We start from the raw sequence: 11,420 nt of genomic DNA, 5'->3' as shown, positions 1-11,420 counted from the left end.
CGGTCATGCTCGCTGAATAGTGGGACCGGGGGACAACACCGGCACCCGGTCGGTGCCTTGGCGTTCCGCGGCACGGGCTTTGGCAGCCTTCGTCCAGGAGGCGACCCAGGCGTAGCTGCCCCGGATCGCGCAGACGATCGTGACGGCGAAGAACAATGTGTAGACGACGTTGAAGACCATCAGCAGCCCGTAAACGGTGGCGGCCGATGCGCCGAACATGAATTGGGCGCGGGCCGGGAATGGCGTCGTGCCGGGGTCGGTGATCATGTAGTTGGTGAACAGGATGAATGCGGTGCCGGTCATCGTGCCGAGCGCGGCGACCAGGGCGACGTCGAACAGTCCGTGCCGGACGACGGCCTGGATCACGAACCCACCGAGCCAGCCGATGATCAGCGGCACCCGGCGGACCAGGGTTGCGTTGATCACCGTGCCCGCGACGAGCAGGACCAGCGGGACCGCTATCCGGAACATCGTGTTGATGTTCTCGCCGAATTCGTAGGGCGGCGCGATGCTGATCCAGGTGCTGAAGCACAGCAGCGCCACCGTTATCCCGAAGTTGGACGGGTTCATGAAATGGCGCATCCGCCCGGCGAACGGGGCTTGGAACACATACTTGCTGGTGATCGCCACCGCTACGGCGAACAGGACCGGCCAGAATTGATTATTGGCGTAGAGCAGCATGTTCACCGCCAAGGCGGTGATGTGGGCGGGTAGGAGGAACTCGTACACACCGCGGGCGCCGCGACCCAGGAATCGCGGTGCGGTGTTACGCGCCCAGGCGGCGATCAGCTCGAAAGTCAGGTCGATCGTGTAGGCCGACAAAACTGCCAGAATCGGCCATAGCGGCGGCTGTTCGAAGCCGAGGATGGTGTAGCCGACGATATTGAGCACGGTGAGCGAGAGGGCGAAATTTCGTAGGGCCAGATATCGCACGTCTCTTTTGACCGGTTCGGTGGTCGGAGCGGCACCGTTGGTGGTGGGCGGTACGACCGCGGTCGCACCGTTGCCGCGCGGTGGTGCGGATGGCCGATCGCGAAGGCTGAGTTTACGGTTGAGCAGAGTCATGGTTTCGTGATCCCCTCGGCGATCTCGGTGGCCGTGTCGGTCAGCATCAGCGCGTGCGTGCCGGGCGCGAGCTGGAGTGTCTGGTGATGACGGGCACCGGCGGTGTCGAGCCACTCGATATCGGCCGCGACCGGGGTGCTGGCGGCGCCGAGTCCGAAGTGCACGTCGAAACTGCGTTTGCCGCTGTGCCCGCTGCCGCCGTCGAGTTGGCTGCGTGTGGTCCGGCCGTCGGCGGTACGCACCGTGACGACCGCGTTGTAAGCAGGCTGTCCGGCGACCGTCGCGGGCGTATCGGTGCCAGGCTGCGCCGGTCGATACAGCCGCAATGTCAACGAGTTGCCCAGGGCCGGTGATTGATTCGCGAAGAACGCGGGCGGCCCCCACTGGCGGGCGACCGCGAAATCCAGGGTGCCGGTGCCGGTGGTGTCGCCGATGGCGACCCCGCGCGTCGGGATCGGCGCGTTGGTGCCGACCTGATCGGTGATGTCGACGTACTTGCCATTGCTACCCTTGGCGAACAGCGCCATCGGGTGCCCGCCCGCGATGTCATCGCCGGGGGCGACTCGCGGCCACATCCCCGGGTCGTGCAGCACGACGTCGTTGGTGGTCGCAAGCTCCTGCAGCCAAGCCCATCGGTTGCCGCCGTCGCCCTGGACGAACCCGGAAGTCTGCAGTACGTCGAGGGTTCCGGAGTTGCGCAGATCGGCGGCTTTCATGTCCCAGCCCCAGCCAGTCCAGGCCAGTCCGAGCTGTTGGGCCTGTTGCGAGAACGGCGCGTGTCCGGCAGCGAGTTCGCGACGCATCTCGTCGGGCGTACTCGTGTTGTTGCGCCAGACGAAGTTGCTTTCCTGGATGCCCCACGGGGTGGTGATATTGCTGACCAGCATGTCGAATTTTCCGCGATCGTACATATCGACGAAATCGACACCCATACCTTTGAACGAATCGTGGCCGAGCACGAACGATTTCGGGTCGGTCCAGGTTCGATTGCCCGTAGCCGTGCTGAATCGGATAGTGCCCGGCGTCGACTGGTTGTACAGCAGATGATCGCGGCCGAAGTCGTTGCCGACATAGAGCTCGGGCAGCAGATCGCCGGTCAGGTCACCCGATCCGAGCGACAGGGTCCAGCCGGTGCTCTCGCCGAACGGGATCGCGCCCTTCTGCTCGACGTATTCCGGGCGCCCGGCGGAGTCGTTGCCGTTCCATCGAAATACTCGCTCGCCCGCGGCGTTCTTCGCATTCGACATCGAGTCGTTCATGACGACGTCGGGACGCCCGTTCGGGTCGAGGACACCGGAGTTCGGGAAATAGTTCCCGAAGACGATGTCCGGATGGCCGTCACCGTCGAAGTCGGCGATCGACACGGCATTGGTGTTCCACTGTTCGCCGTGGTACTGATCGCGCGTGGTCCCCGACGGGATCACCTCGGTCGGTACATATTTCGGCGCCGGATCGGTGGCATCGGCCCGGTGCAGGAACATGATCGGTGTTCGTCCCCAGTAGTAGACGAGTAGATCCATGCCACCGTCGCCGTTGAAATCGCCGGGGGCGCAACCCATCGGCGCCATCGTCGAATCCATCGGGATCGGGTCCGGGCGGAGCACGAATGGCGTGAAGCGGTCGGCCTGAGGTGCGGTCGGGGTGTGGGTCACGATCACCGAGTCGGTTCGGGTGTCGACGATGCACATGCCGTCGGATCGCCCGTGCCCGACCAGGTCGTTGACGGCGATCGAGGCACCGACCGAGGAGATCCACGAGCGAATGCGCTGATAGGACGGGTTCACCTCGCGCACGGATTTCATCGGCAGCTGGTCGTATCCGGGAGGCATGGCGATCGCCATGGATTCGAGCTTGTAGTCCTGCGCCACGGTGTCCGGATCGTCGGTGGCGACCTGTGCTTGCGCGACGAGGAATGCCGATGCCAGCAGCACCACCGCGGCGATCGCAGGCGCCAGGGCTCTTATACGAGCGTTCATGATTCGGCCTTTGCGGTTGTTTCCGTGGCTGCGGAAGCGGTCGGGTCGGGAGGCTCGGCGGTCAAGCACCGTTGTCGAATCCGCTGTCGCCAGACCTCGTAACCCGCCAGGCCGTCGATCGTGGGCTCCGCGGGCCGGGTGTCGATCGCGATCCTGGATGCGTCATCGACGGGCCTGCCGGTGAAAACTCTTACGGCGGTCTCGGTATTCGGCTGCACGATGCGCGCGCGGGCACGCGCTTCGGCGGCAAAGGTTGCACCCTGGCCGAGCTCTTCGCGATAGGCCGATGCCTGCTCGCGCAGCGTGGCGAGCTCGTCGGCGGTGGCGCCGCCCGCGTAGGTGGCCGCCAGGCCGAGGCCGGCGAACAGGTCCGGACGTCGGTCCGCCGCGAACGCGTCGATCATCGTGCATGCGGTTACCGGATCGGCGCCTGCGACGAACCACATCGCGCGCCCGATCCCCTGATCGATCGCGTGCGGCACATAGTTCGGGTGCCGGACCGACACGACGGGCGGGTTCGGATCCACATACTGCTGTTTCACGTAGCGATCGGTATGGAAATAGGCCTGGTGAAACCCGTAGCCGTCCAAGGCGAGCCAAACCAGCACCGGATCGGTCGCGCCGGTGAGCGCCGCTCGGTGCAGTGGCCGCGGGAGCCGGGCCAGTGCCCAGCCGACGCCGACGTAGATCATATAGAGGTGTTCGTCTGCCGCGGCGATGAAGTCGGCGACGTGATGGCGGTGGCCGATCGGCAGCGCGTCCCGGATCGCCATTGCCATCGCAGCGCCTTCGAACGCGAAACCTCTTCGCTTACTTTCTAATTCGGATAACAGCGCCGCAGTCTCCGCTGCCGTGGCACGCTCGGCGCCGACTCCGAATCCTTCGAGGAACGTCGCGCCGGGCAGCTCCAGACACGCTGCGGCGTAGGGATTACGGGCAGGGAAGCCGCGAACCTGCAACGAGGCCTGTCGCGCGTCCGGCGTCAAGATCTTCCGGCGGAGCCCACCCAGAGTGAAGACCATCTGAAGCCCTCCTTCGCAGAACCTGTACTCAAGGTTCCCATCCGGTCGCGTCTGGGGCTTCTTCCTCGTTGCTCAATCTATAAAACGGAAGTATTCTACCGACCAGTTGCATAACATGAATCATGGTGGCGAACTGAGCCACCGTCGGGCACTCCGTTCGCCTGCCTCGCTGCATCGGGGCCATGGGGCTTGCGTCGGGGCTACGGGTTAAGGGGGTACTCGGAAGTAATGCAACCGCCACTGCGGATTCGACGGCTGCGCTTGCCGAGCGTTCATCCCGCAGTTGAGGGGCCACCGGCATTTTCGTAATGGCGCGCGGCCTTTGCGGCGACACCTGAATGGTTCGACCTCGGTGCCAGAGGCGGCCGGTCAGTTCCACCATCAGCGGCAGCGGCCACTTTTCCTCGCACTAGCAAAGGCGCTATTTCGTAGCTATCTCGCAGCCGAACAGCTGCGATAGGCTCACTTCTGCTGTCACCGGCTCAGGCATCCTGGATTGTTATGAGTTTGGGAGAGTTCGTGTCCGACCATATTGCTGACAGCATCAAGTACATGTGGGAAAACTGCGGGCAACAGGTTACCTTGGATGACCTCGCCGACGTCGCACAATGCAGCAAGTTTTACTTCGTCAGACGGTTTCGCGCGGAAACCGGCTGGTCACCCGCCCGTTTCCTCGCCGCAATCCGTCTGGCACGAAGCAAGAAGTTATTGGCCTCCACGTCGATGAGAGTGTCCGACATCTCCTATGCCGTCGGGTATCTCAGTTACGGCACGTTCACGTCGCGGTTCACCGAGGCGGTCGGACTGAGTCCGTCCCAGTATCGTCGCTACGTTCGCGGCGAGCAGGTTCCGTTGCGATGGTCCGAGCAGCATGACTGCGGCCGGGAGCCCAGCATGCCGTTATTGTGCGGCAAGCTGTCTGACCCGGAGGGGGCGGCAGTGCGTCGAAGGTACATGAGCATATTCCCCGCCGCCAATCCGCTGACATCGGCCGCCGCGTTGCTGATTGTCGCAAACCAGGGGGCTTTCAGTTTGAACTGCGTACCACCCGGGAAATGGATCGCTCGCGCGATCGCGGTCTCGACCGTTCGCGACGACAGAAATCGTCGAGTAACCCGAGATGTCCGCACGGGAATCTGTGAGTTCCGACTCCGGAAAAACGATCGACTCGAAATCGGTATCACCTTGACCGAACGCACGATTCGGACCGCGCCCTTTTTGCTGGCACTGCCGCAGCTTTGAATATCAAACCTTTACCGACGTGATTCGGCAAGATCGTGAGCTCGCGACCGTTCGGCCCGGTCAGCACCGCCTCGATCGACTCAGCCATGCCGACACGCTATGACTACCGGCGTATCGCGCCGCTTTCGGTTCCTCGACCGTGGGGCTGTCGCGCCACGCCGCCGCTGTTACTTGTCGTGCCGCTGCCGTTTGGTACGCGGGTTCCGCTTTCAATTCGCCCGCTGTCCCTACGGTAAAGAACGGAGATATCTGTGTGTAGCCAAAGACATTTCGACTCATCGATCGAGCAATCCGAGGAAGGACCGCACCCGGCGCCTATTCGGCGGCGTACCCGTGCCTTCTGGTTCGGGCTCGCCGCAACAACTTTGGGCACCGCGCTGCACTTTCCGATGTACTGGGAGTCCAGGCACATGGGTTATCACATGGCGGACATGCCCATGGATGCGTCGATGATCGTAGGAATGGCGCTGATCGTCGTCGGCCTCGTCGTCACCGCCTATGGACTCGTTCCTGTTGGGGCACAGCGTGATCAGGTGGCAAACCTGCGGGTGCGCGCGCTCGACGACGCTCCGATCAATCGCGTGCATGTGATTCTGCTGCTCGTGATGGCCGCGGCGATCACCATCGATGTGATGAAGCCGACCACGCTGGCGTTCGTCGTGCCCGGCGTCGCCAAGGAATACGGCCTGAAGACCGCGACCAATCCTGGTGGTGGCCTACCGGCTGCACTGCTGCCCCTGGCAGGTATCACCGGCACGGTGATCGGCTCGTTCATCTGGGGTTGGCTCAGCGACAGAATCGGTCGCAAGGCGGCGATTCTGCTGGCCGGGGTGTTCTTCGTGGCTACTTCGGTGTGTGGTGCGATGCCGAGTTTCGAGCTGAATCTGCTGATGTGCCTGATCATGGGCATCAGCGCGGGCGGCATGCTGCCGATCGCGTTCACCCTGCTCGCGGAGACGATTCCGGCGCGGCATCGCGGCTGGCTGATGGTGCTGATCGGTGGTGACATCGCGGGCGCCTACATCATCACCAGTTGGCTGTCGGCCACCGTCGGCGACAGCTACGGCTGGCGGGTGATGTGGCTGATCGGGTTCCCGACCGGCTTGCTGACCATTCTGCTCACCCGATGGATCCCGGAGTCGCCGCGCTTCCTGCTGGCGCTGGGCCGCCGCCGGGAGGCGGAGCAGGTGCTGCGTGTCTACAACGCGTCGATCACCGAGGTCGAAAAGTCCGAGCTGACAATCGAATCCGGTGTCAAGGGGGGATACCGCCGGCTCGTGCAGGCGCCGTTCGGCGGGATCACCACTGTCCTGGTGCTGGTCGGTCTCGGTGTCGGCCTGGTCGTCTACGGTTTTCAGCTCTGGCTGCCGACCAACCTGCGCCAACTCGGGTACAGCGGCGTCTCGGCCGATCAGATCCTGCGCGACTCCGCGCTTATCGGCTTCCCCCTCAATTTCCTGGTCGCCTACTGCTATCACCGCTCCTCGAAATGGACGATGGTGATACTCAGTGCACTACTTGCGGTTTCGCTGTTCGGCTTCGTCGCGCTCGGAGATCGCATCGCGGACAACAAGATTCTGCTGTACGCGCTGCTCATCCCGCCGATCTGGGGCGCGAGCTCGGTGGTGGCGGTACTCGTCGCCTATGGCGCCGAGGTGTACCCGACGCGAATACGTTCCCGCGGCACCGGTTTGGCGGCAGGCATGAGCAAGGCAGGCGGCATCATCGTGCTCGCGCTCGTGGTACTCGCCGTTGCGGCACCATCGATTTCGATGACCGCGCTCATCAGCGCCGTCCCGATGACCATCGCGGCGGCGGCAGGCATCGCCTTCCTGGTCGAGACGCGCCGCCGCTCGCTGGAGGAGATCACCGCCGAGGAACTACGTGCTATCGCCTGACGCGCTACGGGTAGACGTGCAGCCAGCCGACCTTCAGCAGCCATGTTGCGACGCCGCAGAGCGCGACGTAGACGATCAGCCAGGGGAGCGCCGAGAGGTACCTTCTCATTCTGTCTCCCGTTCCGACGGTGAGCCAGCTCTGGTTCGACGAATCTGTCAGCTCAGGTACCGGGCGCCGCCGCGGTACCCTCGTGGAGCCATATACGTTGCGGCACCGCTGGATTGGACCTCTGCCGAGCACAGAACGTCGCGATGCCGATCAGGATAACAAGGGAGAACCGAGCTCACTCCGGATTCGACTTGCCCGGGTCCAGTTGCGCTGCACACGGTGCAGACCGAGATCGCCGAGCTGAACGCGAACCGCCGGGGCCACCCGGGGTCCGCTGAGCCGACCATGCACGTTGCGCGAGAGCGGTTCGCATCGGAGAGTGGTGGTTGGTGCGGGAGAGCGTCCGGTGTGGCCGAAGGTGCCGCCCCCACTGTGGTTTCGAATCCAGGAGGAAGCGTGTGACAGCCTCGGCTCGGCTACACATCAGCGAAGAATTCCCGGCGATGCTGGACCGGATCGACGCGCTCGGCGAGTCCATCGAAGCGGACGCGGAGGCAGCCGACCAACTCGGCAGGCTCACCGCGGACGTCGCGAAGTCGTTGCTGGACACGGGGATCGTCCGGGCGGGTCTGCCGGAGAATCTCGGCGGGTATGAATTCTCCCCGCGTCAGTTGATTCGCACGATCGAGCGGCTCAGCTACCACGACGCCGCGGCCGGTTGGACGATGATGGCGCTGCAGATGATCACCGGCACCACGGCGGCCTATCTCGGCGCCGCTGCCGCCGCTGAGCTGTTCCCCGATGTCGCGAGCGGTGATCACGCCTTGCTGTCCGGCCATGGCACCCGGCCCGGCCGGGCTGTCCCGGTGGACGGCGGCTACCTGGTCAGTGGGGAATGGCAGTTCGCCTCCGGTATGGCGCTGGCCACGCACATCCACAGTGCGATCCAGGTCGAGGGCACCGGCGAGCCCCGGATTCTGGCGATGCCCAAATCGCAGGTGCAGCTCGTCGACAACTGGGACGTGCTCGGACTCCGTGCGACCAGCAGCATCGACTATCGCTGCATCGATGTCTATGTCCCGCAGACGCACACCTACCGCGCGACCACGATGGACCCCGCCAACGGCGGCGCGCTCTATCGCATCGGCATAGTGAACATGTCCGCGATCGTGCACACCGGCTGGGCACTCGGCGTCGGCCGCCGGCTGCTCGACGAATTGAAGCTCTACGCGTCGAAGAAGTCGGGCACGTTCCACGCCGCCGTCGACACCGCACAGTTCCACGCCGAGTACGCGACCGCCGAAGCCGCGTTGCGCGCGGCCCGCGCGTGGGTGCTGCAAGCCTGGCAAGAGAATGAAGAAACGCTCGCCGCAGGTGAATTGCTGAGCACCGACCAGGAGACGCTGATCCGGCTGGTACTCAACCACACCACGTGGACCGTGCACGACGTCGGCCGAACGGTACACCGCTGGGCCGCGACAACCGCGATCCGGCGCGGCCCGATCGACCGGTTCCTCCGCGATCTCGCCACCGGCGCCCAGCACATCACCTCAGGCCCGATAGTCCTGCAGAATTGCGGAAAGTGGCTCAGCGGTGCACAACCCGAAGCGCACTGGGAGTTCCTGGACCTGGTCGATTGATCACCGCGGAGGAGCGGCGCGTGGCCATCATGTTGTTGGGAACCTTCGACACCAAGGGGGAGGAGTACGCGTACGTCCGTGACTTGATCGTCGAGCGCGGCAAGGAGGTCGTTCTGGTCGACGCCGGTGTCTTGGGGACCTCGTCCCTGGTCGCCGACGTGGACTCGTCGGCTGTCGCTGCCGCGGCGGGCGCCGATCTGGCAGAGCTCAGGCGCCGACGTGACCGTGGTGTCGCCCTCGAGGTGATGGCGGCCGGCGCCGCTATCGTCGCCGAGCAGCTGCACGCGCAGGGTCGGCTCAGTTCTGTGCTCGCGCTCGGTGGCAGCGGAGGTTCCTCGATTGCCGCGACGGTCATGCAAGCGTTGCCCGTCGGCCTGCCGAAGCTGCTGGTCTCGACAATGGCCGGTGGGGATGTCTCGCCGTATGTCGGGACGACCGACATGACGTTGATGTACAGCGTCGTCGACGTGGCGGGGATCAATTCGATCTCGCGTCAGGTGCTGGGTAACGCCGCGGCGGCGATCGCGGGAATGGCCGACGCGTACGCGAGTAGACGATCGAATCCTGCTGGGGCACAGGACAAGCCGCTTGTCGCCGCCACCATGTTCGGCGTCACCACCCCCGCCGTGGATACCGCGCGCGGCCGGTTGGCGGAACTGGGGTACGAGGTGCTGGTGTTCCACGCCACCGGCTCCGGCGGTCGCACCATGGAAAATTTAGCCGCTGACGGGCACTTCGCCGGTGTCCTCGACCTCACCACCACGGAGATCGCCGACGAGGTCGTCGGCGGGGTGTTGTCCGCCGGGCCTGATCGGCTCACCGCGGCGGCAAAGGCGGGCATTCCACAGGTCGTCAGCCTCGGTGCCTTGGACATGGTGAATTTCGGGCCGAAGGACACCGTGCCGGAGCGGTTCCGCGAGCGAAACTTGCTCGTCCACAACGAGACAGTCACGTTGATGCGCACGAGTGCCGTCGAAGCGGCCCGGATCGGTGCTGTGCTCGGCCGGAAGCTGGCGGCGGCCACCGGACCCACCGCGTTGTTCGTCCCCCGCGGCGGACTGTCCGCGGTCGACGTGGACGGCGGACCATTCTGGGATCGTGCGGCGGACGCGGCGTGTATCGACTCGGTACTCGACGCGGTGGCCGGAACCCGCGTCGAGGTGATCGACAGCGACCAGGACATCAACAGCACGGCGTTCGCGACGGCGGCCGCCGAGCATCTGCACCGACTCATCAGGAGCGCACATCGTGAACCGTGAACAAGCTCTCGCCGGATTTCGCAGCCAACTCGATGCCGGTCAGCCACTCATCGGTGCGGGCGCGGGCACCGGACTGTCGGCCAAGTCCGCGGAGATGGGCGGCGCCGACCTCATCATCATCTACAACTCGGGACGGTTCAGGATGGCCGGTCGTGGCTCCCTCGCTGGCCTGATGCCCTATGGCGATGCCAACGCCATAGTGATGGAGATGGCCGCCGAGGTTCTGCCGATCGTCAAGCAGACCGCTGTCCTCGCCGGTGTCTGCGGCACCGATCCGTTCCGGCAGATGCCGCGGTTTCTCGATGAGATCCGCGCCATCGGGTTCACCGGTGTCCAGAACTTTCCCACCGTCGGTCTGATCGACGGCGTCTTCCGTGCGAATCTCGAGGAGACCGGTATGGGGTTCGATCTCGAAATCGAGCTGATCCAGTTGGCAGCCGAGCGCGAGTTGCTCACTGCGCCATATGTGTTCGATGTGGAGCAGGCTACTGCGATGGCGCAGGCGGGCGCGGATATTATCGTGCCGCATATGGGATTGACGACGAAGGGCAGCATCGGCGCGACAACGGCGATCACGCTCGAAGAGGCGGTGGTGCGGGTGCAGGAGATACGGGATGCGGCTGCGGCGGTCGACCCCGGCATCCACGTGTTGTGTCACGGCGGCCCGATCGCCGAACCCGGCGACGTACGCTACATTCTCGAGCGCACCCACGGTGTCGCGGGATTCTTCGGTGCGTCATCGATGGAGCGACTGCCCACCGAACGTGCCATCTCCGACCAGCTGCGCGCCTTCAAAGAAATCCCCACCGATCGCTGAGTCTCGGAAAATTCCGCGAAGCTGGACGAAGGAGAATCTTATGCACCGCGATCCGAACGCTGTGGCAACAATGGTTTTCGGCTGGGGATCGATCAAATGGCATGTCACGCCCGACATCATCGACGGTGCGTCGTCCACGCTCGGCGAGGTGGTGATCAACCCGAACAAGGGCCATGACCGCCACGACCATCCCGACTCCGATGAAATCCTCTATGTCGTGGACGGCGAGGGACGCCAAACTGTCGGTGACAGCGACGAATTCGCTATCAAGGCCGGCGACGCGGTGTGGATTCCGCGCGGCACCTTGCACTCCACACACAACACCGGCTGGCGCCCCCTTCGACTGGTGGCAACCTACACCCCCGGTGGCGCAGAGGCCGCCCTTCGTGGTCTGCCGGATTTCGTCGAGCTGGCACCGGGGGAGTTCCCGACGTGGGGACAAGACACGTAAC

9 protein-coding genes are annotated in these 11,420 nt (G+C 64.5%); 6 read left to right on the top strand and 3 right to left on the bottom strand.

Going from position 1 to position 11,420, the window contains the following annotated elements; genetic code table 11:
- Positions 1-3 precede the first annotated feature (3 nt).
- Genes DMB37_RS04385 through DMB37_RS04375 form a run of 3 tightly spaced genes read right to left on the bottom strand, consistent with a single transcriptional unit; the run spans position 4 to position 4,063 of the window.
- Positions 4-1,065 carry an enediyne biosynthesis protein gene (locus DMB37_RS04385; RefSeq protein ID WP_135231585.1) on the bottom strand — a complete coding sequence of 354 codons (1,062 nt, stop codon included), beginning with the start codon at positions 1,063-1,065 and terminating at the stop codon, positions 4-6.
- A complete protein-coding gene (locus tag DMB37_RS04380; RefSeq protein WP_135231584.1) occupies positions 1,062-3,041 on the bottom strand; it encodes a CRTAC1 family protein in 1,980 nt (659 codons plus the stop codon). The genes DMB37_RS04385 and DMB37_RS04380 overlap by 4 nt, the downstream gene beginning before the upstream one ends.
- Positions 3,038-4,063, bottom strand: a complete 1,026-nt coding sequence (locus tag DMB37_RS04375; protein ID WP_135231583.1) for a DUF1702 family protein — start codon at positions 4,061-4,063, stop codon at positions 3,038-3,040. The genes DMB37_RS04380 and DMB37_RS04375 overlap by 4 nt, the downstream gene beginning before the upstream one ends.
- A gap of 501 nt (positions 4,064-4,564) precedes the next feature.
- Between DMB37_RS04375 and DMB37_RS04370 the strand changes: the two genes are divergently transcribed.
- From DMB37_RS04370 to DMB37_RS04345, 6 genes are all read left to right on the top strand, one after another.
- Complete coding sequence (locus DMB37_RS04370) at positions 4,565-5,305, top strand: helix-turn-helix domain-containing protein (protein WP_135231582.1); 741 nt, start codon at positions 4,565-4,567, stop codon at positions 5,303-5,305.
- A gap of 251 nt (positions 5,306-5,556) precedes the next feature.
- The gene (locus DMB37_RS04365) at positions 5,557-7,203 is read left to right on the top strand and encodes an MFS transporter (protein ID WP_135231581.1); all 1,647 of its coding nucleotides are present in this window, start codon (positions 5,557-5,559) and stop codon (positions 7,201-7,203) included.
- 507 nt (positions 7,204-7,710) lie between these two features.
- Positions 7,711-8,892: an acyl-CoA dehydrogenase family protein gene (locus tag DMB37_RS04360; RefSeq protein WP_206055186.1), complete on the top strand. Its 1,182-nt coding sequence runs from the start codon at positions 7,711-7,713 to the stop codon at positions 8,890-8,892.
- Between the two features lie 29 nt (positions 8,893-8,921).
- A complete protein-coding gene (locus tag DMB37_RS04355) occupies positions 8,922-10,151 on the top strand; it encodes a Tm-1-like ATP-binding domain-containing protein (protein WP_135237335.1) in 1,230 nt (409 codons plus the stop codon).
- Positions 10,141-10,968: a phosphoenolpyruvate hydrolase family protein gene (locus tag DMB37_RS04350; protein ID WP_135231580.1), complete on the top strand. Its 828-nt coding sequence runs from the start codon at positions 10,141-10,143 to the stop codon at positions 10,966-10,968. Before DMB37_RS04355 ends, DMB37_RS04350 begins: the two co-directional genes overlap by 11 nt.
- Positions 10,969-11,008: 40 nt before the next feature.
- Positions 11,009-11,419, top strand: a complete 411-nt coding sequence (locus tag DMB37_RS04345; protein ID WP_135231579.1) for a cupin domain-containing protein — start codon at positions 11,009-11,011, stop codon at positions 11,417-11,419.
- Position 11,420: the final 1 nt, after the last annotated feature.

This window comes from Nocardia sp. CS682, from assembly GCF_004634405.1.
Taxonomy (GTDB): Bacteria; Actinomycetota; Actinomycetes; order Mycobacteriales; family Mycobacteriaceae; genus Nocardia; species Nocardia ninae.
Note: the sequence above shows the minus strand (reverse complement) of the source record. Positions and strands in the feature narration are given on the sequence as shown.

Excerpts from the sequence above, each read along its gene's own strand:
- DMB37_RS04370 (WP_135231582.1), top strand. The coding sequence starts at position 4,565 with ATGAGTTTGGGAGAGTTCGTGTCCGACCATATTGCTGACAGCATCAAG.
- DMB37_RS04380 (WP_135231584.1), bottom strand. The coding sequence starts at position 3,041 with ATGAACGCTCGTATAAGAGCCCTGGCGCCTGCGATCGCCGCGGTGGTG.
- DMB37_RS04375 (WP_135231583.1), bottom strand. The coding sequence starts at position 4,063 with ATGGTCTTCACTCTGGGTGGGCTCCGCCGGAAGATCTTGACGCCGGAC.
- DMB37_RS04355 (WP_135237335.1), top strand. The coding sequence starts at position 8,922 with ATGTTGTTGGGAACCTTCGACACCAAGGGGGAGGAGTACGCGTACGTC.
- DMB37_RS04385 (WP_135231585.1), bottom strand. The coding sequence starts at position 1,065 with ATGACTCTGCTCAACCGTAAACTCAGCCTTCGCGATCGGCCATCCGCA.
- DMB37_RS04345 (WP_135231579.1), top strand. The coding sequence starts at position 11,009 with ATGCACCGCGATCCGAACGCTGTGGCAACAATGGTTTTCGGCTGGGGA.